Below are 24,357 nucleotides of genomic sequence, written 5' to 3'. Positions count from 1 at the left end.
CGGGGAGCCTTTTTCTATTGTCATACGGTAGCCTAGACGCGGTTCGTTTTACTACACATCCTTTTTCTGAAACGCTGGAAAATCAGAACAGGCATCATAGTCAGCCTTGATCATCGCATGGCGATAATCAATGGCCCCGGAAAATTCGGGATGGGTGAAGATATAGAGCCGGTCTGCTTCGACACATTGCGCGGTCCATTCCGCGACATCGGCCGGGTCGATTCCGGCGTCGATGACAGCGGCCATTTCCTTGAATCGGGGATCGCTTTCGTCGCTTCCACCGGTAGGTTTATCAAAAGCGCTGCGGTGAATGTTGGTTTTGACCCATGCCGGGCACAAAATGCTGACGCCGATATTGCTCGGCGCCAGTTCCTGCTTCAGGGCTTCGGAATAGCCAACTACCGCGAATTTGGTTGCGTTATAAGGTGCCATTCCAGGCGCGGCGCCATGGCCCGCCATTGATGCGGTGTTGATGAAATAGCCGCCTTCGCCATGACTTTGGATGAGTGGTGTGAATATTTCGACACCGTGAGCAACGCCGATCAGATTGATATCAACGATCCAGCGCCAGTCTTTCATGGAAATTTCGCCAGGCATTCCGCCCAGCGCAACACCGGCATTGTTGACCACGATATGCACCTTGCCAAATTTCTCGATGGTCGCCGCCGCTGCCGCCCGCATTTGCGCTTCGTCTGCGACATCGCACACGACTGTGCCCACATCCGCACCTTTGGCGGAGAGCATTTTTGCTGCCTCGTCCAATTTCGTCTGATCGAGATCTGCCAACATGACTTTTGCGCCCCGTGCTGCCAGCACTTCGGCGATAGCAAGCCCGATCCCGCCTGCTCCGCCGGTAACGAACGCCACATTGTCACTGCCAATTTTCATCAATTTTTCCTTCTGGTTCGGTGCGAGGGATATGGCCGATACTAAAAATGAGACGACCGTTTGCGGGCCTATAGAATGTCCGCAGTGTTTCAAGTGGGCAAAATCAATTCCCGCGCAATAGAGCGCGCGCGGTCTTCCCCCGGAAAACCCTCCCTGATCCATTGGCGCTCAATACGTTCCAAGGTCTCTGCAACAACAGGACCCGGCTTAAGCCCCATGGCGATCAGGTCACCGCCGGTCATCGGTAAGACCGGTTTGTCCCACCCGTCAAGCTGAACCAGACAGTCAGCCAGCGTGTCATCTGCTGCAAACAGCAAGGCCATATCCCGAGCAGCATCTGCGCCGTGATGATAGGCCAGAGGCAGAATATCAGACGCGGTCGGATCAGGAGCAACCAGCCGGCTCGCCACAGCGCGGCGCGTTTTCTTGGACAGTTTCAACCCAGTGACAATATTTATTGCCTTGTCCACATCCTTGGGAAGAAGCCCAACCAAACGCCGAAGCGGGTCAGGGGAAATGTCGTGCGCCTCTTCGCGCAAATTCAGGGTCGCCAGAATCTCGCCGGCATCAGGATCAATCTCCGCCACAATATTGGCAAAAATATCTGCCTGGATCATCTCCTGCACGGCATAGACGGGATCGGATGCACCCAGCAATTTGATCAACTCGTCCGCCACGCGTTCGCGCGACAATTTGGCAAGTTCCCGCGCTGCTTTCCGGCAGGCATCGAACGTGTCCTGATCGACATTATGTTGTCCCAGCCGTGCGAGGAAACGGAAATAACGCATGATCCTCAAATGATCCTCGGCTATGCGCTGCGCTGCCGATCCAATGAACCGGATCTGGTGGTTCTCCAGATCAACCAGCCCACCAAAATAATCGTATATTTCAAGTGTCTCGGGATCAGCGAATAACGCATTGATGGTAAAATCCCTCCGCGCCGCATCTTCTTGCCAGTCATCGCTATAAGCCACCGTGGCGCGGCGGCCATCTGTCGAAACATCGCGGCGCAAAGTGGTGATTTCAACCGGACCGTCGGTTGTAACAGCGGTAACCGTGCCATGATCAATCCCGGTGGGAATGACCTTGATCCCGGCGTCTTCGAGCCGTTTCATGACGGCATCGGGTTTCAGGATCGTCGCAAGATCAATATCCTTCACCGGCACGCCCAGCAATGTATCGCGCACGGCACCGCCGACAAAACGGGTCATGTTCCCTGTGCCATCGAGAACGGCGATCAGGTCTTTCAGCGACTTTCGCTGATGCCATTCGGCGGCCGGCAATTTTTTGTTTTTTGGCGTCATGACAACCAATCCAGCCGCTTGGAAAGATTGACCAATATGCCGGCGGTAATTCCCCAGATACGGCGATTTTGCCAGTTAATCTGATAATATTCTCGCCGTTCGCCGCGCCATTCACCAATATGCGCGTTCTGGTTTTTCGGGTTCAGGACAAATTCCAGCGGGGCCTCGAACCAGTCATCCACTTCTTCCGGGCAGGGGATGAGAGGCAGGTCTGGAGGAATGACACCCAATATCGGCTGGATATTATAGCCGCTGCCCGAATGATAGCGGTCAGTGGGCCCGATAATGTCAACCTTCGCCGGATCAAGCTGCACTTCCTCTTCCGCTTCGCGCAAAGCAGCATGTATCGCATCCTTGTCATCGGGATCAATCTTGCCGCCGGGAAAGGCGACCTGCCCCGGATGATTGCGCATATGATCGGGCCGCTGGACGAGAATGACGCCGGGGTCGTCCGGACGATCGGTAATCGCAATCAGCACAGCAGCGCTCCGTAGGCTATCCAGGTCTTTGATAAAATCGCGCTCGTCCGACAATGCATGATCCAGATCAGTGGCATGTCCGGTGCGAAGAGCCTGCGAGAGTTTTGTCCTGAGGTCGAAGGTGCTGGTCATTCTGGTTTGTCTATCGGGAAAAAGGCGCCGTTGCTCCAGAGACCGAACGGATCAAGATTATCGGCTAGTGCATATTCTGCCAGTTCATAGTAAACCGGCCGTGCCAATACAGCCTCCAGTCCGCCTCGAACATGCAGATAGGGCCTGGCATGTTCTTCGGTTGCTGCACCAGAATTTGTTGCGGCAATTTTGGGAAAACTCAGCTTGTGCATTTCATCAGCCATGACCAGATGATCGGTGTTTAACCGGAACGCGAGTTTGCGGTCCACGCCTTCGCCTTCGCTTTCCACTTCCACCGCAACGAAAGGCGCGTCTTCAATCTGGATATAAAGCTTCTGATAGGGCGTAACCAGGACATAGCTATTGTCCTGCTCCTGCCGCAAAAGGGTAGAAAAAGCGCGGACCATGGCTGGCCGATTAATCGGCGATCCTTGATGATACCAGGTGCCGTCCACCGCAATGCGCATTTCGCTGTCGCCGGTTTCTTCCGGTTCCCACTGGTCCACTGGCGGCAATTTCTGTGCCTCGACCATCTCTGCGATATCAGCAAGGGAAAGAGAGGCGAGTTCGGGTGGCGGTACATAGGGCATGCGCTTTGCCTATTGGGAATAAGCGGACCTGTAAAGCATCGCTAATTATCAAAGGCGGCAAGAGTAGGCGTGGCCGGGAATATTCAACTTGTCCACGGTCCCAGCTTGCCCTTCTCGGGCAATGGTGCATCGCCGGGTGCCCGCACGAGCAAACGTTCCGGTTCCCAAGGTCCGGGGAGTGTCCAGCCGCCGGTACGCTCTGGCGAAAATCCGAAGAAGCGGTCATAATAGGCAGGGTCACCAATCATCACCAATGGCAGGCTTTCGCCTGCCTGCAATTCCTTCAGCAGGCCTTTCATCAGCGCCTGGCCCACACCTTGTTGCTGGCAATCAGGATAGACCGCTACTGGCCCGACCATGATCATGGGATGCTTTTTCTCTTCGGGGTCAGTTAGTGCGACAGGCCAGCATTGTAAGGAGCCAAGCAATTCATTCTCGGCCATGTCAACGGCCGCAACACTGAGCCCCTCTAACATATCCATGCCTTCACGAACTTTATAAGCGGTGCGTTCGGTGCGCTTCTTGCCAAAGGCCGCATCAAGCAGATCTTCAACCAACGCGGGATCAATTTCGGCAAGAGGAATTATTGTAGTCAAATCCAGGTCCTGTGTGATGGAGAAACTTCAGAAAGCGCGCGTTTAAACGGATTGCGCGGCGCTGTCGAGCAACATGGAGCCTCGAACGACAGTTGATTGCACTATGGCTTAGTCGCGGCTAAAAGACAGCAACCTAAAGGGAGGCAATCTGGTGAACAGTCAACAGGATCAGCAATCGAATATGGAACCGGCAGAAACCAGCGCATTAAAGACAGGTAAACTGGCGACACTGCGTAATGATCCGAAAGGCTGGACGGTCTTTGTGATAGCTATCGCATCGGTCATCGTGTTTTTCGGTTCGGCATTTGGCGCGGGCATCGGTTTGTGGGGGTGGCAAGCGGGTCTGGGCATATTGCCGTGGACCGGCTTGGCAGCATTGATTGCCCTGATTATTGCGATTGTCGGATATGTTCTTGATCGCCGGAAAGATCGCAAGACGCGTTGGCCATTGCTTGGCATTGGCACCCTGGTCTCGCTCGGATTTATCGGTTATCTGGCCAGCTATGCGATGACATTGGCGTCGCTCCCGGCCATCCATGATATCACCACTGATCTCGCAGATCCGCCGCAATTTTCTGCTCTGACCTTGCGCGCGGACAATTGGGACAATATTCCCGGGACAGACGATAGCGAGATGCGCGGCATGAATCCGCGCCAGCGCTGGGCAACATTGCATCAGGACGCTTATCCCGACATCCGTTCAGTCCGTATAGATCAACCTGTCGCTGAGGTTATTGAAAAAGCGAGACGACTTGCGGAAGATCGGGGATGGGAAGTCGTTAGTGTCGATCCTGCATCAGGCCATTTGGAGGCGACCGCGACCATTTCGCTGTTCCGGTTTAAAGATGATGTTGTCATCCGCGCGCGCGCGGCCGAAAACGGCGCAGCCAGCATTATCGACATGCGTTCGGTTTCGCGGGTTGGTATTCACGACCTTGGCGCAAACGCCAAACGGGTACGCCAGTTCCTCAGCGATTTGTCCGGAACGACAACGGCTGCTTCTTGAACTGTTGTTGGTTGGTCAGCGCTAATTGGCTGGCGTCAACTTGAGCAGCCGGCCACCTTCGCCATCTTCCAGCACCCACAGGGCACCCTTGGGCCCCTGTTCAAGTTCGCGAATACGCTGGCCCATCGCAAAGCGTTCGGCCTCTTTGGCATTTTCACCGTCAAACGAGATGCGGATAATGGCTTCGCTGGCGAGACCGCCGATAAAAGCACTGCCTTTCCAGGCAGGGAAGAGATCATCGGTGTAGAATATCAACCCCGATGGCGCGATTGTCGGAACCCAGGCCACTTTCGGTGCCGCAAATTCGGGCCGGGTATCATGGTTGGGGATTTTCTTGCCATCATAATGATCGCCTTCGGATACAATCGGATACCCATAATTGGCTTTGGGTTGAACCAGATTAAGCTCATCTCCGTCTCTCGGACCCATTTCCTGGTTCCACAGCCGGCCTTCGCCATCAAAAGCCATGCCGAGAATGTTGCGATGCCCCAATGACCATATTTCAGGCAACGCACCTTCCTGATCCACAAACGGGTTGTCATCGGGAATGCTGCCATCCGGATAAAGTCGAATAATTTTACCTAGATTACCCGTCATGTCCTGTGATGGATCGAATTTCTGGCGCTCGCCTGACCCGATAAAAAGATGTTTGCCGTCAGGCGAAAAGACCATCCGGTGGGAATAATGACCGCGCCCGGTGGTTTTCGGATTCTGTGTCCAGATTTTCTTGATGTCCTTCAGATCAGGCTGGGTTCCCTGTAAATCAAGCTTAGCATGGGCGACAACCGCGCCGCGGGTATCGTCTTCGCCGCTCTCGACCCAGCTCAGGTAAATCCGGCCGCTGGTATCGAAATCTGGCGCCAGAATAACGTCACCAAATCCGCCCTGACCACCATAATCCACTTCGGGCACATTGGCGATTTCTGTCTTGGTACCCTTCTGGTCTACCAACAGCAGCTTGCCTTTCTTTTCCGTGACCAGCATCCGGCCGTCAGGTAGGAAGGTCATCGCCCATGGTTCGTCAAAACTGGCCACTTCGGCTTTGTCAAAAGGTATCCGGTCCACCGGGGAGATATCTTTGGAGGTCTGCGCCTCTTCAGAACTGCTTTTTGAAGCCTGTGCGTCGTCGCCATTGCTGCAAGCGATCAGCACGATGGATAATCCGGTGGCAAGAGTAAGATTTCTCATATTTTTTCCCATGATCATATTTTGAAGCGATCCAATAAGTTGCAGTTTGGTTCAAGAAGTGGCGATATTGCAAATTTACAAAAATATAGCGGAATGATTGGGTAATTCCTAGGATATTCGGGTTCAAAAAGACCGATGTTCACGGGTTACTTACCATTTCTGGTTAAAGCGCCAGTCTATGTTTGCACGCAAATCAGATGCGCTTGATCCGCGGCCGCCTTCTGCGGTGTCCAGCGGTGTGGGCATCGCCGGCCTGGTCGGGCTGTTTTCCTGGATTATGATCGCGCGGCAATATGGCATGGACGGGCCTTATTCGGCGTTGGTCGCCTGCGCCGCCTGCGGCGTTCCGATGGTGATCTGGTCCCTGCTCTATGACAAAGTTCATTTGAGGGCCTCTACCGGTATCGATTGGCAGAATCCCAAACCGTTGAAACAGACTTTCGATATAAGCGTTGCCAAGCTCGCCGGACTGTGGGCGACATGGGCCATTATTGCGCTGATTTACTGTGTCGGGCGATGGTATTGGACCGGGCAATATCAATTTTCGATGGATATGATGGAAGCCGCAGCGCCTTTCGTCCTCGGACTATCCATTCCATATGTCCTGTGGATGGACCGTCGTTTCATCGAACCACGCGACGGTGCCTGGCATTTCGGACAATTTCTGATGGGTGGGGGAAGCAAGGATCATGGCGGTGAATATGACCGCGAGCAAATCTACCATCATCTGCGCGCCTGGGCGGTGAAGGGCTTTTTCCTTGCGTTCATGATTTCGATTGTACCGGGCGGATTTGGTGACATTGTCCGTCTCGATATCTCGCAAGTCCTCGGTAATCCGGTGGCGATGGCCCATTGGCTGATCATTGCGATGTTTGTTGTCGACGTGCAATTTGCGACGGTCGGCTATTTGCTGACGATGAAACCGCTGGACGCACATATCCGCACCGCCAATCCCTACATGGCTGGCTGGGTTGCTGCATTGATATGTTATCCGCCTTTCATCCTTATGGATGGCCCGCTCAACTATCACGTAAACACCGCGGACTGGGCCTATTGGTTGGAGGGGCATGATGCTATTTTGTCTATCTGGGGCGCAATATTGGTAATTCTGACGGCAATATATGCCTGGGCGACTGTCGCGTTCGGACTGCGTTTCTCTAATCTTACCCACCGCGGTATCCTGACCCACGGACCTTACCGGTACACCAAGCATCCGGCCTATGTGGCCAAAAACCTCTATTGGTGGCTGGCGACGATGCCATTTCTTGTCACGTCAAACAGTTTTACGGACATGGTTCGCAATACGGTGATCATTGCTGCTGTCAGCGGTGTTTATTTTTGGCGCGCCAAGACCGAAGAAAAGCATCTGCTTAGCGATCCGGCTTACAAGGAATATGCAGAGTGGATGGACCGTAACGCGCCAATCCCGCGCGCGCTTAACTGGGCGAAAGTAAAAATCGGCTGGTGGCGTCCAAAGCGCAAGGCGGAGCGGGATATTCAGCCCGCAGAATAGCTGTTTTGGCCTTTCATTAGGCCCGCAATCGCCATAAGCTGCCGCCCATGACAGTAATCGGTACAGACGGGAAGCATCGCTGTTTTGGCGGACAGGCGGGCAAGGAATTTTACGGCATCTATCATGACGAGGAATGGGGCATTCCCGAACATGATGATCAAAAACTGTTCGAAAACCTGATCCTCGAAGGAGCGCAAGCGGGGCTGAGCTGGGAAACCGTGCTGCGAAAACGGGAAGGTTATCGCCGCGCTTTTCACCGCTTTGACATTGCACGTGCGGCGGCGATGAGCGACGCTGAACTGGAAGCGCTGCGCGAGGATGAAGGAATTATCCGTAACCGATTGAAGATTTACTCCGTCCGTAAAAACGCATTGGTTTTTCTGGATATGCAGAAGGAATTTGGCAGTTTTGATGCCTGGCTTTGGGCGCATGTCGACGGCCAGCCAATTGTAAACCGGCCAAAAGACGGATCGGAAATGCTCGCCACTTCACCAATCAGCGATGCGATCTCCAAAGACCTGAAAAAGCGCGGGATGAGTTTCGTCGGCAGCACGATCATCTATGCTTATATGCAGGCCATCGGGATGGTCGATGATCATATGGCGGATTGCTGGCAGGCGTAGTTGTTTTTGCCGATGCTCGTTGACCTGTTCGAACTGCGTAGTTGGCAGGCTGGATCATAGGTGCAATAGGGCTGCCATGAAACACCCTCAAGCCACCAGAGCGGCCGCTTTATCGCGGCTCGCAGAATTCACCGCGAATATGGGGCATAACTATGCACATAAACGCAATTTCGACTATGGCCCAGAGGCCGATACCGAAAAGGATCCTTGGCGCGACAATGTGTCAAAGCTGTCGCCATATGTCCGACACAAACTGCTGACAGAACATGAGTTGTTGGCCGCTGCCGTGAAAGCGCATGGTGCGCAGGGGGCGGACAAGTTTGTTTCGGAAGTCTTGTGGCGTGGCTATTTTAAAGGTTGGTTGGAACAAAGGCCGGAGGTGTGGGCGGACTATGTCAACGACCGGGATGCGCGGTTCAAGCAACTGAAAGCGCAAGGCGGTCTGCGCAAAGGCTATGAGCAAGCAATAGAAGGCCGCACAGGCATTGACGCGTTTGATCATTGGGTAAAAGAACTGGTCGATACCGGTTATCTCCACAACCATGCCCGCATGTGGTTTGCCAGCATCTGGATATTCACGCTCAAGCTGCCATGGGAATTGGGCGCAGATTTTTTTCTGCAGCATCTGCTCGATGGCGACGCGGCATCCAATAGTCTTTCCTGGCGATGGGTGGGCGGATTGCACACCAAGGGCAAAACCTATCTGGCCACCAAAGAGAATATCGCGCAATTTACAGGCAGCCGATTTGCAGCCATCGGACTGGCCGCCGAAGCCAAGCCACTAGAAGAAGATAGAAACTACAAGTTGCGGCCGCTCAAGATACCACCTGCGCCGCCGGCTGCCGCCGCCTTTGCACTGTTGGTGCATGACGAGGATTGTCATCCTGAAAGTCTTGAACTGCCGCAGAAGCCATCCCTCATCATTGGTGTGAGCGGTCCAGATGGCAAGAGCCCGAAAGGCGTATCAGAAAAGGTCCGGACCTTTGCCGAAGGGGCGGTGTCCGATGCTGTAACGCGCGGTGCCGATCATTTTGGTTGTGAAAAAGTGATGTGGAACAAGGGTGAGAAATTGAGTGCGATTTTAGCCAGTGCGAAGCTTGAGCGTCTTTTGTCGCCATGGTTGCCCGTGGGGCCGCTCAAAGACGCGATAGGCAAGGAAATAAATGGCAATAATGCCCGGTGGGTGATGCGTGACTATGATGCTGCGATCTGGCCGCTGGCGACCAAAGGTTTTTTCCCGGTCAAGAAAAAGGCGCCAGATGCGCTGCGTAGTCTGGGGATGGCATTGTAATGAAAGAGCATTTTCAACGTCACAAACAACCCTGGACCAGTGAAGAAATCCAAAGACTCCATGCATTGGTCAAAAAAGGGATGACGCTGAAGGCAATTTCCAAAGCGCTTACGCGCAGCGAAGAATCCATAAAAAAGCGCGCCAAAGCGGACAAAATAAAAATTGCCAAGAAGCGCTAGAAAATAGTGAGAGACGAAAAAAGCCCTGGAGTCCAGGTAGGTTCAGAGCCGTAAAATCCCCAGCTCCAGGGCGCGGATCGAGGCGCCGATTCTATCGCTGACATCCAATTTTGCGAATATCCTGCGGACGTAAGTATCTGCGGTCGAACCACCTATGCTAAGGTCTGACGCTATGGCTTTGTTGGACCGGCCGTTGGCGATTAATTGGATAACCTGTGTTTCGCGATCAGATAATTGCACATTGTGAGCGTGTTCTTTCTCAAGGATATTGCAGATCCGGACATGAGCCATACCGGCAATAGCTGAGACCATCGCGATCGTCTTATCATCATACATCAGTTTTTCGGGCTCAAACGTAAATGCGGAATACGCATCGCGGCCTTTGGGACCAAATAAGGGAATACCAATGCCGTTATACAGGCCATGAGCCTCCAATTGCCTGACAAATTCCTCTTCTCCTTCGTTCAGTCGCTTCGATGCGAGTGCGTCCTGCCACAACATCGGTTCACCATGACGCATGATGATATCCGGTATGGGATCATGTTTTCGAAAATCCGCTTCCTCGTAGAGTCTAAGCCATTTGTCCGAGAATCCGGATGTGGCGAGATGAATGCGGCGATCGGTCTGTGATCTTAGTTTGGGAGTGAGGTGATAGCTCGTTCGGTTAGCGCCGAGCTTGACGACCACGGAGCGAACCATTTCCAGAATTTCGGCAATAGACGATGAACTGGAAATTTGTCGGAGAATCTCTCCGACATGTAGATCTTGATCCGTTGTAGCCACTATGCCATGCTACCCCCGAAAGTCACTATCATCCTATATTGCGTTATTTCACAAGTTTTTACAACTTGTCATTCATTTGCGTGACAGTGAAAATCTTTTTCTTAAATATAGGCCTTGTTCCCTGAACCAATAAAGTGTGAGCAAGACGATGGATCAGAATACTGATCAACTAGCGTTGTTGACCGAGATAAAGCATAAGCTTGATCAAATGGAGCGCAATAACTGGGCGCGAGCGATTGAAAAGCTCGATATCGCCAAATTTGCGCTGGATCTCCGCAAAGCCAGAAGTGCTGCTTTTCCCGAAGATTATTTTCCCGGCGGCTCGTGGGATATTTTATTGGCTCTGGATCATGCTGGTCGTGCGAGGCGGCAACTGCAATTGGCCGATGTTGCAGATGAGGCGGGTATCGCGCCCAGTATCGCACAGCGATATGTTGATCTGCTAATGACAGACGGGTTCCTCTATCAGGAAGAAGATCCAGCTGATCATAGCAAAAAATATATCTTGCTGACGGACAAGGGAGCCAAGCAGATGGCGATGCTCTTTTCGCAGCTTCAGGTCCAGATTGCTAAAATGGCTGGCCTTTTCGATGTTGCTGCATTGCAAGGGGTGCCTGACAAAGATTCGCTGACGGCTGCCCAATAGCTATCCTGTCTTTTACAAACCTGCTCTGCGGCTTCATTACGGCGGGGATATCGATTCACTCATCCTCATCTTGACGCAGCGACTGGATCGCAGCATGGCAATCTCATGCGATTTTTCTCCGATAATGCAGCCTCTGTCCATCCTAAGGTGATGGCGGCTCTGGCTGCAGCCAATAAACAGGACACCGCTTATGACGGGGATGCTTTGAGCGCGCAGCTGAGCGGCGCGTTCTCCGACCTGTTCGGGACTGAGGTCGAGGCGATGTGGGTTGCAACCGGAACGGCGGCCAATTCGCTGGCTCTGGCGGCGATGTGTCAGCCGCATCAGGGGGTAATTTGTCATACGGAAGCCCATATCGAACAGGATGAAGCAGGGGCGCCGGGATTCTATACTGGCGGGGCAAAGCTGATGCTGGTGGATGGTGAAGGGGCCAAAATTGCCGGGCAAACCATCGATCACCATTGCGCCGCGATCCGTGATGATGTCCATCAGGTACAGCCAGCAGCGGTATCGCTGACCAATGCGTCGGAATATGGACGGGTCTATACGCCAGACGAGGTCGCGGCGGTGGCAGAAGTTTGCACACAGCGTGGCCTAGGCTTGCACATGGATGGCGCACGCTTCGCCAATGCCATCGCGACTTTGGGATGCCACCCGGCCGATGTGACCTGGAAAGCGGGCGTCGATGTGCTGAGTTTCGGCTTTGTTAAAAATGGCGGCATGGGCGCAGAAGCGCTGGTTTTCTTTGACAAAAGCCTGGCTCGCGAGACCCATTATCGCCGCAAGCGCGCCGGGCATCTGCAATCCAAGGGCCGCTATCTCGCAGCGCAGCTATTGGCGATGCTCGAAGGCGACCTGTGGCTGGACAATGCCCGCGCCGCCAATGCCGGAGCACAGATCATTGCCGAGGCCGCCAGTGACCGGTTGATCCATCCCGTCGAAGCCAACGAGATTTTCATCACACTTTCTGCCAGCGAAGCGGAAAGCCTGCGCAGCGCCGGTTTCGATTTCTACGACTGGGGAGCAGGGCAGGCCCGGCTGGTCACCAGCTGGAACCAGAGCGCCGAAGATATTCGCCCGCTGGCACAGGCCATCCAAGCCCTATGAATCAGCAGGACAGCGGCGAACCCAGCCTATTCACGCCGCGCATATTACTCCCTTTTCTGCTGGTCTCGCTGATCTGGGGCTCGACCTGGCTGGTAATCAAGGACCAGATTTCCGACGTCCCGCCCAGCTGGTCGGTCAGCTACCGGTTCATGATCGCGTCCGCGGCAATGTTCGTGCTGGTCGGGTTCAAACGCTTGCCATTCCGGCTGGGCATAAAAGGGCAGTTCTGGGCGATCCTGATCGGCATTGCCCAATTCTCGTTCAACTTTAATTTTGTTTACAACGCAGAGCTTTACATCACTTCTGGTCTGGTCGCGGTGCTGTTTGCGCTGCTGATGGTGCCCAATGCGATTTTGGGCCGGATCTTCCTGAACCAGCGGATCAACGGCGCATTCGTATCTGGGTCCGCGATCGCGGCGGTCGGTATCGCGATGCTATTCTGGCACGAATATAAAAGCTCGCCAGCCACACTGGCCGATGTTCTCCTGGGGGTCGCGCTGACCGTTGGCGGCATATTATCCGCCTCTGTCGCCAATGTGATGCAGGCGCTGCCGCGGCTGAAAAGCTATCCGATCCTCACGTTGCTGGCATGGGCAATGTTCTGGGGCGCGGCGATCAACATTGTGCTGTCATGGATCACAGTCGGCCCGCCGGTAGTCGAAGTGCGCGCGGCTTATCTCGGTGGTATCGTCTATCTCGCCATCGTCGGCTCGGTTATCACATTCCCGCTCTATTTTTCGCTGCTGAGAGAGATCGGCGCGGGAAAAGCCGCCTATTCCAGCGTGCTGGTGCCGGTCGTGGCGATGATCCTGTCAACGCTGTTCGAGAATTACAAATGGACCATCCTGCCAGCCGCGGGCGCCGTGCTCGCCATGGCCGGCCTGCTCGTCGCTCTGCGCGCACGCAAACCGAAGGCGAATTGATGATGTCTGCACATTCACAAATTTTTCAAGACAGAGCGTGATCAAATGGTCTGCAACAGGCCGTAAAGGGGCTCATTCGGATCACGTGTGTTAGTTTTGTGCTCTTCGAGATTGTCCTTCCCGCGAGATAGGAAGATATTATATAGTCGGCCCTATGAGCCAGATTACGTCGCTATATGTTTACAAAGTCGTCGGGCAGACAAGCGACGGAGTGGAGACACGGGAACTGGTAAAAGGATTGGGGCTGGCGCCCGATGGTCCGATCGATCCCGCTCAGATGGTTTCTTCAACCGACTATTATGCGTTTTTCGCCGCATTAGCTGAACGGGATCCGGACGGCCTTCAGTTGCCCTTGCGCATTGGCGCGGCCATGCGCAGTGACGAGTTCGGGGCCTTTGGATTGGCATGGAAATCCGCGCCGAACCTTCATGGTTCTTACGTCAGATCAGAACGCTATGGCCGAATATTGGGCAATGCCGAGACCTACGCGCTGGAACAGAGCGCAGAAGGTGTGTTTTACAATCTTCACAAAGCGGGCGATGGCGATCTTGGTATGCTGCTCTCTAATGAGGCAAGCCTTTCAGCAGTTGTAGCCATAAGCCAGGAAGTCAGCACAGCTCCCTTCATCCCGCAAGCGGTCTTCTTTAAACACAGCCCAAGAGGCGATCCTTCGGTACATGCCGCCCATTTTGGATGTCCGGTACATTTTGAATCGGGTCGTGATGCTCTGCTGGTTAGCGACGAGAGTCTGGCTGCTCCCAACAAACTGGGCGACGAAACTATCGCGAAGTTCTTTGACCACCATCTAGAGCAAGAACTTGCAAGGCTCGCGGACGAGAACAGCCTGGAGAAACGCGTTCGGCTCGCGGTGGCGCAGTTGCTCAGTGAAGGTGTCCCGACGCTTTCACTCATCGCATCAAAGCTGGGTATGAGCGCTCGAACACTGCAAAGGCGGCTGTCAGATCGAGGACAGTCCTTTCAAAAACTCGTTGATCTGGCCAGGCAGGAACTCGCCCAGCAGCTGCTTCGTGATACAGAGTACAGCCTTGCGGAGATTGCATTTTTGACCGGCTTCTCTGAGCAAAGCGGATTCACGCGTGCGTTCAAACGTTGGGCCGGGCAAACGCCGCGCTCCTATCGATTAGGAGTGACCGCCAACTGACATTTTGGCGCGAACTGTCAAAAGACTGGCATCATTGGGCAAGAGTCAAAATCACTCCCTCCTTATGCATCGACTTGCACAAACCAAACAAGGAGCAAGTCAATGCACGTCCAACCCCAAAAGAAAAACATCACCCTTGTTCTGGGCGGTACGGGAAAAACAGGCCGACGCGTCGCTGAACGCTTGCAACAAAAAGGTCATGCTGTCCGGATCGGATCCCGTTCGGCCCGCCCACCGTTCGATTGGGACAATGAAACGAGCTGGGAGGCTTGCCTCAAGGATGTGACCGCCGCCTATATCACCTATGTGCCTGATCTGGCCATGCCCGGTGCGACCGATGCAATCGAAGCTTTTGTCAGCCAGGCCAAACAGGCGGGCGTCGAACGGCTTGTGCTTTTGTCGGGGCGCGGGGAACCGGAAGCCCAAACCTGTGAGCGCATAGTCGAGGATTCAGGCCTTGAATGGACAGTCATCAGGGCGGCCTGGTTTAATCAGAACTTCTCCGAGGGCGCCTTTATCGACATGGTGCTGGACGGTGCGATCACCCTGCCTGGGGGTAACACGCCTGAACCCTATATCGACGCTGATGATATCGCCGATGTCGCTGTTGCAGCGCTGACCGAAGCGGGTCATAGCGGGCAAATCTATGAGGTCACTGGACCAAGGCTGATGACCATGGCGGATGTGGCAGCAGATTTGTCCAAGGCGACTGGACGCCAGATCGACTATATCGATATTCCGCATCAGGCTTTCGTTTCGGAGATCACCAATTCCGGCGCCCCGAAAGATGTCGTCTGGATATTGGATTATCTCTTCTCAACCATCCTCGACGGACGAAATGCCAATCTAACGGACGGCGTCACACGTGCGCTTGGCCGTCCTCCCAGGGATTTCGCCGAATATGCAAGAGAGATAGCCGCATCCGGGATCTGGAGAACGGCAGCTTGAGCCGGATGGTTGCAAGTTTCCTCTGTAATTCAACCCAAAGGTACCAAATCCATGACCTACGAATGGCCTTTATATTTCTGTCTTTTTCTGGCTCTTTGGAGCGCAGTGGTCGGCGGTGTGTTTTCTGCCTTTTCGGAATTCATCATCGCAGGGCTGCTCCGCGCGGACCCGGCTGGCGGAATGGAAGCAATGCAGCAGATTAATCGTACGGTCATCAAAACCCAGTTTGTTGCCGGGATAATGTCCATTCCGGTCTTTGCAATCGCTTTCGGCCTCTATGCGGTTTTTGTTTTCTCGGGCCCCGCGCTGTTGGCGATGATTTTGGCGCCTGCAATCTTCGTTCCGTCAGTCTTGCTGATGACGATATTTGGTAATGTGCCAATGAACAACAAGCTCGATAGCCTGGATCACACGGCGGCTGGGTCGTGCGCCTACTGGCAGGAATATGGACGGGTTTGGACCAGGCTCAACCATTTCCGTTCGCTCGGCAGCATATTGACCGCCGGTCTCTACATCATTGCAGCGGTAACCCTGATTGCCAGTGACCAAGTCTAAAAACGCATCCCATAATGAACGTGAATTCGAAAGGAACAACGGCAATGTCCAAGATTCTGATCACAATATTGGCCACAGTCCTGGCGATTGCCATTTGGACAGGTACCGTCTTTGTCGGCACCAGCGAAGGATGGTGGAAGACACCGATCACGGATTCGGCAGCCTCCGAAGAATTTGTTGGATCCGTTCGCGCTAAGGTCTCTGCCGAACATCGCGGCAATTTAGGGTTCGCTTTGATCGAAAAAGGAAAGGTGGTCGACCAATTCTCAGTCTCATCTGGCGAACCTGTTGATGAAAATTCGATCTACCAGGTCGCATCCCTGGGGAAGTGGCTGACGGCCTGGGGCGTTATGGTGCTGGTCGAGGATGGTCTGGTTGAGCTTGATGCACCGGTTTCGAAATATCTGACACGCTGGAATTTGCCCGACAGCGATTTTGATCATGCGGGCGTCACGATTGGCCGACTGCTCAGTCATACCGCGGGGCTTGATGACAGGCTCGGCTATAACGGGTTCGATACAGCCGCGGAAGTGCAGACCCTTGAAGCGTCTCTGACCCGCGCCGAAGATGCGTCACCGGGCAAGAGCGGCATCGTCAAAGTCGGCGGTGAACCAGGAGCAGAGTGGGATTATTCCGGTGGCGGTTATACCATCCTGCAACTCCTAGTCGAGGAGGTCTCAGGCCTTTCATTCGCCGATTACATGAAACAGCGCATATTCGAACCGCTGGGCATGACGCGAACAACATTCGACCATGACGAGGCTATTGCATTGGGCCTCGCAGAGAATTTCACCCCGAACGGTAAGACCGAGCCATTCCGCTGGTATACCGCTCTTGGTGCGACTTCCCTGTTTACATCACCGGCCGATATGGCGAGATTTGTTGCAGTTCAATCACCAGGTGGCGTCCAATCGGTGCTGTCACAAGAGACTCTGACCGCAATGGCATCATCTCATGCCACATCGATGGGAGCCGATGTCTGGGGCTTGGGCGTAATGCTTTACGCCCCTAATAATCAGGACGGCTTCATCATTGGTCATGACGGGAATAATGAACCCGCCATCAATACAGCTGTGCGTTTTGATCCGGCTACTGGTGATGGTGTAATAGCCCTGGAAACCGGCAGTTCACTGCTCGCAACTGAAATTGCCGGTGAATGGGTATTCTGGAAGACAGGCAATGTCGACAATCTCACATTTGCGATGGCTCTGGAGCGCATGTTCCTATGGATCATCACCGGCTGCGCGATCATACTGCTTGTCGGACTAGTCATCGGTTGGCGGCAGTGGCGGAACAGGCGTGTTTGAACTGGCTGTCGGATTACGTCGGGCGAAACGCAAGCTTTTGCAGCTAGAGTTCATTTTGCCCCTGGCAAACCAGAGCCCTGCTCAAAACCAGAATCTTATGCCAATCACATAGTTGGTGATGCTCGGATCTTCGCCGTCGGCAATCGCAAAATTGCGGCTATCGCCCAGCTTCCATTCCTGTTCGATGCCAATATAAGGAGCGAATTCCGGGGCGATTTCGTAACGCAGGCGCAGACCGAGTTCGAGATTGTCGATGCCGGCGCCAATGCCCAGTTCGGGAATATCCTGTGCTGACAGATTTGCTTCGGCGCGCGGTTGCAAGATCAGGCGCTGGGTGAGGCGCTGGTCATATTCCGCCTCGATCCGTGCGGTGAGATCGCCCTGGTCCGACAGGAAGGCGGCCGCGTCCACCTCAAACATATAGGGTGCCAGACCTTGAACGCCAACGACAGCATGGGTGCGCGTCGGGCCGGTCAGGTCTTGCCTGATGCCTAGTTGCAGGTCAAAAAACGGGGCGATGGCGCGGCTGTAAAGGGCCTGGATTTCGGCATCCTCGATCGGTTCGCCGAAACTCCCTTCGCCTTCGCTTTTGAACCAGAATTTGTTGATATCACCGCCATAATAGCCCTGCACATCCCAGAGATAACCGTCGTCGCCTTCCCGTACCCGATATTCGGCGCGATCGCCCTGAAACCAGAAAAGCTGCATATTGCCATGTTCTTCGTAGAGCGCCTTGCGCGACGCCCGCATGGCATTTGCGCCCCATATCGCATCGGCGGCACGGATCGGCCCTGCTTCCAGATTGGGTGTGGTGGTTGTCGGTCTGGCGGGGTGATCCTTCTGGTGGTCCATCTTGCTATGGTCCATTTGACTGTGATCCATGACGTTATGATCCACGGGTTCGGCTTGCGCGCTGCCATGATCCATCTGCGAATGGTCCATTTTGCTGTGATCGACCGCTGGCTCCTCGTCGGGAGAAGCAGGCATCTGATGCATGCTGTGATCCCGATGCTGGGCATGACTCTGGGCTATCAACGGGGTTGTGGCGGTTGATACCGCCAAAGCTGCTGCGAATATCCTGACCATCATGCGTCTTTCGGAAAGGCGACGCTGACCGTCTGCATCATGCCGGCATGCATATGGTAGAGCAGGTGGCAGTGGAAGGCCCAGTCACCCGGCTCGTCGGTGGTCACATCAAACATGGCGCTGCTGCCCGGTTGGACGATGACGGTGTGCTTCTTGGGCTGATAATGGCCTTGGCCGTTGACGACTTCAAAGAACATCCCGTGGAGATGAATGGGGTGGGCCATCATCGTGTCGTTGACCAGCTTTACCCGTACCCGCTCGTCATGGCCAAAGCGGATTGGATCATCGCCGACCGCGCTGAATTTCCTGCCGTCAAAGGACCACATGTAGCGTTCCATATTACCGGTCAGATGCAGCTCCATCTCGCGGTCCGGTTTGCGCTTTTCGTGATCCATTTCGAGCGATTTCAGCATCCGGTAATTGAGCACGCGGTGCGGAACGTTATCGAGGCCAAGCCCCGGATAACCGGTGCGGTCCTGCGGGTTCATTGATACCATGTCGATGCCCGGACCTGTCTCCACCGTGTCAGGCAGCAGGCTGGTGTCGCGCATGGACATGCCGCCCATGGCTCTCATATCATGCCCGCTGGCAGCGCTATCGCCAGCAGGCGTTTGGCCGTGTTTCATGCCACCGCCATGTCCGCCATGCCCCCCATCGACCATACCGCCATGGCCCATATCGGTCATGCTGAGCAGAGGTGGATCCCGCAGCTCCGGAAACGCGGCCTTGCGTCCTGGCCGAGATGTCAGCGAAGCCTGCGCCATGCCGCTGCGGTCCATCGACTCCGCCGCGAGTGCAAAGCTGCCCTCTTCGGTCGGCTGCACAATCACGTCATAGGTTTCGGCGACACCAATCTGCAGCTCGTCAACCTCGACCGGTTGCACATTCATGCCATCCGCCTGAACAACGGTCATCGGCAGACCGGGTAAGCGAATGTTGAAGAAGGTCATCGCGCTGCCATTGATGATGCGCAGCCGGACACGCTCTCCGGGTTTATAGGGCAGCTCCAGGCCATCATCGGGACCATGACCATTGATAAGATAAGTGTAGGTTGGCGCAGAGACATCGGCAATATCGGTCGGCATCATCCGCATCTGCCCCCACATGCGTCGTTCCTCGCCGCTAAAGTCATAATCATCAAAAGCCGCGGTCTTTTGCTGGCTGAAATAACCTTCGGATACTTTTAGCTTTTTCATGATCGCATGGGGATGCATGGGCGTAAATTCGCTGAGCAAGATGATATGTTCGCGATCATATTGCACCGGGTCGGGGCCGGCGGGATCAACGATGATCGGACCATAATGCCCCATCTGTTCCTGCAGGCCCGAATGGCTGTGCCACCAATAGGTGCCGGATTGGCGCAGAGTAATCGGCACATCAAAGCGGGCGCTGGGTCTGATACCGGGAAAGCTGATCCCCGGCACGCCATCAAACTGGAACGGCAGCAACAGGCCGTGCCAGTGGACCGAACTATCTTCCTGCAGCATGTTGTGAACCGAAAGCACAACGTCCTGACCTTCTTGCAACCGGATCAAGGGGCCCGGCACGGTTCCGTTCACGGCAATCGCATGACCGGACCGACCGCCGGTGGCAAAACTGCCGTTGGCGATATGAAGATCGATTCTTGATCCGGAGAGCTCATCCATGCCTTTGCGCACGGGCCCTCCCATTTTGTGGCCCATATCGCCCCGCGCCCAGGCAGGCATGGGTAGCGTCAAAGCACTGGAAAGGGCGGCGAGACTGCCTATGACGTGGCGGCGGGAGACAGGAGGTTTGCTTTTGATCATGGGAGGGCCTATATACCCCCCATAGGTATAATGCAACAAGGATGTTCAGATGGATAGCAAGCGCGCCATAGTCTATCGGATGGTGATGGCCGATCATATCTGTCCCTATGGCCTGAAGGCTATAGATTTCCTCGAACGCAAAGGCTTTGCGGTTAAAGATCATCATCTCACCACGCGTGAAGAAACGGATGCGTTCAAAGAAAAGCATGATGTCGAGACCACGCCGCAAATCTTTATCGATGGCAAGCGCATCGGCGGTTATGACCAGATGATGGAATATTTCGGCAAGGATGTCCCGGATCCTGATGCGACGACCTACCAACCGGTCATCGCCTTGTTCGCGATGATGTTCCTGATGGCACTGGGCGCCGCCTTTGTGGCCGAAGGGCAGTGGCTTTCGATCCGGACATTCGAATGGTTTGTTGCCTTTTCCATGTGCGGTCTCGCCTATCTGAAACTGCGCGATGTCGAGAGTTTCTCGACGATGTTCCTGAACTATGACCTGCTGGCGCGGCGATGGGTGCGCTATGGCTATGTCTATCCCTTTGCCGAGGGGTTGGCGGGCCTCTTGATGATCGCGGGCGTGCTGATGTGGCTGGCGGTGCCGGTGGCGCTGTTCATTGGAACAATAGGCGCCTTTTCGGTATTTAAAGCGGTCTATATCGACAAGCGCGAGCTGAAATGCGCCTGCGTCGGAGGTGACAGCAATGTGCCGCTCGGTTTTGTATCGCTAACCGAAAATCTTATGATGATCGGCATGGCTTTGTGGATGGGCGTGAAGCTGTTAAACCAATAGCCTGATTCCGCCATCGGGATTTTTTGAAGGAATATATGATGAGCAAGGACATGATCGCGGCCAAGGTAAACCGCCTCAATCGGATTGAGGGGCAGGTGCGCGGCATTGCAAAAATGGTTGAAGAAGATCGCTATTGCATGGATATTCTAACCCAGATGCAGGCTGTGAAATCTGCCTTGTCCAAGGTTGAAAGCCAGATCCTGAAAGACCATGCCGCTTGCTGCGTTGCCGAGGCGATCTCCTCGGGTGATGCAGGCGAACAGAAAGAAAAATTTGATGAGCTGGTTGATCTCTTTGAGAAAATGAAGCGGTGACAATTTCCTCCGTTTTGTTATTTCAATGCCAAAGGCCGCACCACAGGGCCCTGTCTGGCCATAGTTTGTTTCGGTGAGGCACCTTATCCAAATGCAGTATGGTTTTCCATATCGGGCCGTCTATGGTCGGATGGTTGAAGCGAAGGAAACCGAACAGCCATGGACCCTTATAACTATGTTGTCATTGTAAGCGCGCTGGCGCTTCTGGCTTATTATTTCACTTTGCTGATGGCTGGCCTGGCGCGGGGCCGATTTAAAATTGAAGTCCCGTCCCATAGCGGACCGCCGGAATATGAACGCTATGTTCGCGCCCATCACAACACGCTGGAGCATCTGGTCCTGTTTCTCCCGGGCATGTGGCTATTCGCTTATGTTATCAGCCCGGTTTGGGCGGCGGGTATCGGAATAATCTGGCCGTTCATGCGCGTTGGCTATGCTTTGGGATATCACAAGGCGCCGGAAAAGCGTTTGCGGTGGCTCTATATCAGCATGCCGCCCATCTATATTTTTGTGCTGGGCTCGCTCATTGGCGGCGTGGTGCAGGTAATCGGAGGATAAGAGAGATGACCATGGAACATGATCTGGTGATCCGGGGCGGCACGATTGCCGACGGTAGCGGCGGCGCGCTGATCAAAGGTGATATTGCCGTTTCCAACGGAAAAATATCTGCCATTGGCGACGTGACCGGTCGCGGGCGTGAGGAAATTGACGCAACCGACCGGATTGTCACCCCGGGCTTTATAGACGTGCACACCCATTATGACGGGCAGTGCATCTGGGCCGAGGAATTGAGTCCCTCTTCCTCACATGGTGTGACCACAGCGGTGATGGGCAATTGCGGGGTCGGGTTCGCGCCCTGTCGAAAAGAAGATCATGATATGCTGATCAACGTCATGGAAGGGGTTGAAGATATTCCCGGGGTGGTGATGGCAGATGGCTTGCCGTGGAATTGGGAAACCTTTCCCGAATATCTCGACACGGTGGCCAAGGGTAAACGCGATATTGATGTCGCGGCCTATCTCCCGCATTCGCCGCTGCGGGTCTATGCCATGGGAGACCGCGGGGCTTCGCGAGAGCCAGCCAATGCCGATGATCTGGCACTGATGCGCAAGCTGTCGAAGGAAGCGATTGAAGCCGGCGCGCTGGGATTTGCGACATCGCGTTTGTCGATTCACAAGACCGCCGATGGCGGCAGTATCCCGACATTTGAGGCGGATGTTCAGGAGCTTGAAGCGATTTGCAGCGGAATGGCCGATGCCGGGAAGGGCACGTTTCAGGTCGTACTGGATGCCTTTGTCGGCTGGGACAAGGAATATAAGGTGATCGAACGCGTGGTCGAAGCGAGCGGCCGGCCCGCCACCTTTACGCTGGCGTCAGGAAATGACGGCCCACCGCGCTGGCGCAAGGTGCTCGACATGATTGAGCAAACCAATGCCAATGGCGGCAAAGCCACGGCGCAGATCATGCCGCGCCCGATTGGGTTGATCGCCGGGCTGGAACTGACCGTGCATCCTTTTGTGCTTTGCCCGAGCTGGTCCAAAATTGCAGACCTTTCGGTTGCAGAGCAGGTCGCGGCCATGCGTGATCCCCAATTGCGTGAAGCCCTGATCACCGAGGATTTTGAAAAGGGCCATCCATTTAACGAACTTGCGCGAGACTGGAACTGGCTGTTCCCGCTTGATGACCCACCGGATTATGCCCCGCCAAAGGAAATGAGCATGTCCGGCCAGGCGAAGGCCAAAGGCTGCTCACCTCAGGAAATCGCTTATGACCGTTTGTTGGAAACAGAAGGCAAAGGCCTGTTTCTGGCGGCACTCGGCAATTATGAGAATGCCACGCTCGATAGCGCGCATGAAATGCTCAGCCATCCGCATTGCATCCCCGGGCTTGGCGATGGCGGTGCGCATTATGGCGCGATATGCGATGCCAGCTATTCAACCTTTTTGCTCACCCAGTTTGTGCAAAAGCCCGGAGATTTGCGCTTTGATCTTGCCGAAGCGATACATATGCTGTCGCACAAGGCGGCCAAGGCGGTCGGGCTGCCGAATCGCGGTTTGTTGAAGACTGGCGCCAAAGCCGATATCAATGTCATCGATCTGGAGGGCCTGAAATTGCACTTGCCCGAGATTGTCCGTGATCTGCCCGCTGGAGGACAGCGCCTGCATCAGCGCGCGACCGGCTATGATGCAACGATTGTTTCGGGAGAAGTAATCCGCAGATTTGACCAATCAACCGGCGCCCGGCCCGGTCAGCTGATCAGGGCCAATTAGCTGCGATCAACGGTTATCCGGCTATTCTGAAGTCGATTACTATTTCCCGTTGGCATCGGCCAGCCCAGCCATGCCTGATTTAAAATCAGGATAGTGCGGTTTCCAGCCGAGCAGGCGCTTGGCTTTACTATTGGCAACCCGCCGGTTTTCTTCATAGAAACCGAGCGCTGACGCAGAAAGATCAGCATCCTCGAGTGACAAGAGAGGAGGCGGTGCGACGCCAATCAACCTTGCCGCATGGGCGATCACTTCATGCTGCGGTGCCGGCAAATCATCGGCGATATTATAGACGCCGGCCGGTCCGTCAAAGGAGGCAATGACCGCAGCAACAATATCGTCAACATGGATACGGCTGAAAACCTGCCACGGAACATCAACGCGCTTGGCCTTGCCTTGTTGAACACGGGTGATCGGATTGCGGCCCGGGCCATAGATGCCGGGCAGGCGCAACACCCGCACATCCTTGCGCAGGGTCTGCCAACGCTCGTCGGCTTCGCTGCGCGCCTTGCGCCGTCCCGATCCTATCGGCGCGCTTTCATCGACCCACGCGCCGTTGACATCGCCGTAAACACCGGTTGAAGACAGATAGCCGGTCCATTGCACGCTCGCAGTTCTGATCGCTTCGCCATAGTGATCCAGCACCGGCTCGCTTCCGTCGCGTGCGGGCGGGACCGACGACAGGATATGCGTGGCTTGGTCTAGTGCACCAAGCACGGCGGCCCGATCGTCAAAGGCCAGCGCGCCATCCACCGCCTCGCGCCGGGTGCCGGTTACTTGCCAACCCTGGCAACGCAAATGGTCAGCAAGGCGTTGTGCGGTATATCCCAGACCAAAAATCAGCATATGCGACATGGGGTAGATGTTTCCTCTGCAGTAAACCGGTA

At 54.7% G+C, this 24,357-nt stretch carries 26 protein-coding genes; 16 read left to right on the top strand and 10 right to left on the bottom strand.

Features of this window, described 5'->3' with window-relative positions; genetic code table 11:
* Positions 1–51 precede the first annotated feature (51 nt).
* From ACO6S1_RS02795 to ACO6S1_RS02775, 5 genes are all read right to left on the bottom strand, one after another.
* On the bottom strand, positions 52–888 hold the full coding sequence (locus tag ACO6S1_RS02795) for an SDR family NAD(P)-dependent oxidoreductase (protein WP_422344842.1): 837 nt from the start codon (positions 886–888) through the stop codon (positions 52–54).
* Between the two features lie 89 nt (positions 889–977).
* Positions 978–2,192, bottom strand: coding sequence for a CCA tRNA nucleotidyltransferase (locus tag ACO6S1_RS02790; RefSeq protein WP_422344841.1), 1,215 nt, complete (start codon positions 2,190–2,192; stop codon positions 978–980).
* Positions 2,189–2,803: a CoA pyrophosphatase gene (locus ACO6S1_RS02785; RefSeq protein WP_422344840.1), complete on the bottom strand. Its 615-nt coding sequence runs from the start codon at positions 2,801–2,803 to the stop codon at positions 2,189–2,191. The genes ACO6S1_RS02790 and ACO6S1_RS02785 overlap by 4 nt, the downstream gene beginning before the upstream one ends.
* On the bottom strand, positions 2,800–3,393 hold the full coding sequence (locus ACO6S1_RS02780) for a DUF1285 domain-containing protein (protein ID WP_422344839.1): 594 nt from the start codon (positions 3,391–3,393) through the stop codon (positions 2,800–2,802). The genes ACO6S1_RS02785 and ACO6S1_RS02780 overlap by 4 nt, the downstream gene beginning before the upstream one ends.
* Before the next feature lie 83 nt (positions 3,394–3,476).
* Positions 3,477–3,989, bottom strand: coding sequence for a GNAT family N-acetyltransferase (locus ACO6S1_RS02775; RefSeq protein WP_422344838.1), 513 nt, complete (start codon positions 3,987–3,989; stop codon positions 3,477–3,479).
* Positions 3,990–4,140: 151 nt separating this feature from the next.
* On the opposite strand from ACO6S1_RS02775, the gene ACO6S1_RS02770 reads away from it, so the two are divergent.
* Positions 4,141–4,995 (top strand): DUF1499 domain-containing protein, encoded by an 855-nt coding sequence (locus ACO6S1_RS02770; protein WP_422344837.1) that lies wholly within the window; start codon positions 4,141–4,143, stop codon positions 4,993–4,995.
* 21 nt (positions 4,996–5,016) lie between these two features.
* On the opposite strand, the gene ACO6S1_RS02765 is transcribed toward ACO6S1_RS02770, so the two are convergent.
* Positions 5,017–6,183, bottom strand: coding sequence for a PQQ-dependent sugar dehydrogenase (locus ACO6S1_RS02765; protein ID WP_422344836.1), 1,167 nt, complete (start codon positions 6,181–6,183; stop codon positions 5,017–5,019).
* Between the two features lie 178 nt (positions 6,184–6,361).
* Between ACO6S1_RS02765 and ACO6S1_RS02760 the strand changes: the two genes are divergently transcribed.
* The 4 genes from ACO6S1_RS02760 to ACO6S1_RS02745 all read left to right on the top strand — a co-directional run bounded on the left by ACO6S1_RS02760 (position 6,362) and on the right by ACO6S1_RS02745 (position 9,789).
* A complete protein-coding gene (locus tag ACO6S1_RS02760; RefSeq protein ID WP_422344835.1) occupies positions 6,362–7,696 on the top strand; it encodes a methyltransferase family protein in 1,335 nt (444 codons plus the stop codon).
* A 47-nt stretch (positions 7,697–7,743) separates the two neighbouring features.
* Positions 7,744–8,319 (top strand): DNA-3-methyladenine glycosylase I, encoded by a 576-nt coding sequence (locus tag ACO6S1_RS02755; protein ID WP_422344834.1) that lies wholly within the window; start codon positions 7,744–7,746, stop codon positions 8,317–8,319.
* A gap of 76 nt (positions 8,320–8,395) precedes the next feature.
* On the top strand, positions 8,396–9,610 hold the full coding sequence (locus ACO6S1_RS02750; RefSeq protein ID WP_422344833.1) for an FAD-binding domain-containing protein: 1,215 nt from the start codon (positions 8,396–8,398) through the stop codon (positions 9,608–9,610).
* Entirely contained in the window at positions 9,610–9,789 is a 180-nt protein-coding gene (locus ACO6S1_RS02745) for a hypothetical protein (RefSeq protein ID WP_422344832.1), read from the top strand. Before ACO6S1_RS02750 ends, ACO6S1_RS02745 begins: the two co-directional genes overlap by 1 nt.
* Before the next feature lie 42 nt (positions 9,790–9,831).
* Here ACO6S1_RS02745 and ACO6S1_RS02740 read toward each other — a convergent pair whose 3' ends face one another.
* Positions 9,832–10,572: an autoinducer binding domain-containing protein gene (locus ACO6S1_RS02740; protein WP_422344831.1), complete on the bottom strand. Its 741-nt coding sequence runs from the start codon at positions 10,570–10,572 to the stop codon at positions 9,832–9,834.
* 148 nt (positions 10,573–10,720) lie between these two features.
* Here ACO6S1_RS02740 and ACO6S1_RS02735 point away from each other — a divergent pair, with 148 nt between their 5' ends.
* The 7 genes from ACO6S1_RS02735 (at position 10,721) to ACO6S1_RS02705 (ending at position 17,220) form a co-directional block, all read left to right on the top strand.
* Positions 10,721–11,218, top strand: a complete 498-nt coding sequence (locus ACO6S1_RS02735; protein ID WP_422344830.1) for a helix-turn-helix domain-containing protein — start codon at positions 10,721–10,723, stop codon at positions 11,216–11,218.
* 105 nt (positions 11,219–11,323) lie between these two features.
* Entirely contained in the window at positions 11,324–12,325 is a 1,002-nt protein-coding gene (locus ACO6S1_RS02730) for a threonine aldolase family protein (protein WP_422344829.1), read from the top strand.
* The gene (locus ACO6S1_RS02725; RefSeq protein ID WP_422344828.1) at positions 12,322–13,248 is read left to right on the top strand and encodes a DMT family transporter; all 927 of its coding nucleotides are present in this window, start codon (positions 12,322–12,324) and stop codon (positions 13,246–13,248) included. Before ACO6S1_RS02730 ends, ACO6S1_RS02725 begins: the two co-directional genes overlap by 4 nt.
* 154 nt (positions 13,249–13,402) lie before the next feature.
* Positions 13,403–14,410 carry an AraC family transcriptional regulator ligand-binding domain-containing protein gene (locus ACO6S1_RS02720; RefSeq protein WP_422344827.1) on the top strand — a complete coding sequence of 336 codons (1,008 nt, stop codon included), beginning with the start codon at positions 13,403–13,405 and terminating at the stop codon, positions 14,408–14,410.
* Positions 14,411–14,512: 102 nt separating this feature from the next.
* On the top strand, positions 14,513–15,358 hold the full coding sequence (locus tag ACO6S1_RS02715; protein WP_422344826.1) for an NAD(P)H-binding protein: 846 nt from the start codon (positions 14,513–14,515) through the stop codon (positions 15,356–15,358).
* A 51-nt stretch (positions 15,359–15,409) separates the two neighbouring features.
* Positions 15,410–15,913, top strand: a complete 504-nt coding sequence (locus tag ACO6S1_RS02710) for a DUF1772 domain-containing protein (RefSeq protein ID WP_422344825.1) — start codon at positions 15,410–15,412, stop codon at positions 15,911–15,913.
* Between the two features lie 44 nt (positions 15,914–15,957).
* The gene (locus tag ACO6S1_RS02705) at positions 15,958–17,220 is read left to right on the top strand and encodes a serine hydrolase domain-containing protein (RefSeq protein ID WP_422344824.1); all 1,263 of its coding nucleotides are present in this window, start codon (positions 15,958–15,960) and stop codon (positions 17,218–17,220) included.
* 81 nt (positions 17,221–17,301) lie between these two features.
* Here ACO6S1_RS02705 and ACO6S1_RS02700 read toward each other — a convergent pair whose 3' ends face one another.
* Together ACO6S1_RS02700 and ACO6S1_RS02695 are read right to left on the bottom strand one after the other, a co-directional pair.
* On the bottom strand, positions 17,302–18,306 hold the full coding sequence (locus tag ACO6S1_RS02700) for a copper resistance protein B (RefSeq protein WP_422346276.1): 1,005 nt from the start codon (positions 18,304–18,306) through the stop codon (positions 17,302–17,304).
* Positions 18,306–20,093 (bottom strand): copper resistance system multicopper oxidase, encoded by a 1,788-nt coding sequence (locus ACO6S1_RS02695; RefSeq protein ID WP_422344823.1) that lies wholly within the window; start codon positions 20,091–20,093, stop codon positions 18,306–18,308. The genes ACO6S1_RS02700 and ACO6S1_RS02695 overlap by 1 nt, the downstream gene beginning before the upstream one ends.
* Positions 20,094–20,142: 49 nt before the next feature.
* Here ACO6S1_RS02695 and ACO6S1_RS02690 point away from each other — a divergent pair, with 49 nt between their 5' ends.
* The 4 genes from ACO6S1_RS02690 to ACO6S1_RS02675 all read left to right on the top strand — a co-directional run bounded on the left by ACO6S1_RS02690 (position 20,143) and on the right by ACO6S1_RS02675 (position 23,473).
* Complete coding sequence (locus ACO6S1_RS02690) at positions 20,143–20,889, top strand: MauE/DoxX family redox-associated membrane protein (RefSeq protein WP_422344822.1); 747 nt, start codon at positions 20,143–20,145, stop codon at positions 20,887–20,889.
* A 35-nt stretch (positions 20,890–20,924) separates the two neighbouring features.
* Positions 20,925–21,203: a metal-sensitive transcriptional regulator gene (locus ACO6S1_RS02685; protein WP_422344821.1), complete on the top strand. Its 279-nt coding sequence runs from the start codon at positions 20,925–20,927 to the stop codon at positions 21,201–21,203.
* Positions 21,204–21,362: 159 nt separating this feature from the next.
* On the top strand, positions 21,363–21,761 hold the full coding sequence (locus ACO6S1_RS02680) for an MAPEG family protein (RefSeq protein ID WP_422344820.1): 399 nt from the start codon (positions 21,363–21,365) through the stop codon (positions 21,759–21,761).
* Between the two features lie 5 nt (positions 21,762–21,766).
* Complete coding sequence (locus tag ACO6S1_RS02675) at positions 21,767–23,473, top strand: N-acyl-D-amino-acid deacylase family protein (protein WP_422344819.1); 1,707 nt, start codon at positions 21,767–21,769, stop codon at positions 23,471–23,473.
* A gap of 39 nt (positions 23,474–23,512) precedes the next feature.
* Here the strand turns inward: ACO6S1_RS02675 and ACO6S1_RS02670 are convergent, their stop codons facing one another.
* A complete protein-coding gene (locus ACO6S1_RS02670) occupies positions 23,513–24,325 on the bottom strand; it encodes an SDR family oxidoreductase (protein WP_422344818.1) in 813 nt (270 codons plus the stop codon).
* Positions 24,326–24,357 lie beyond the last annotated feature (32 nt).

Source organism: Parasphingorhabdus sp., assembly GCF_965233695.1.
Classification (GTDB): Bacteria; Pseudomonadota; Alphaproteobacteria; order Sphingomonadales; family Sphingomonadaceae; genus Parasphingorhabdus.
The sequence above is the reverse complement of the archived record's forward strand: the minus strand, read 5'-3'. Positions and strand labels throughout refer to the sequence as shown.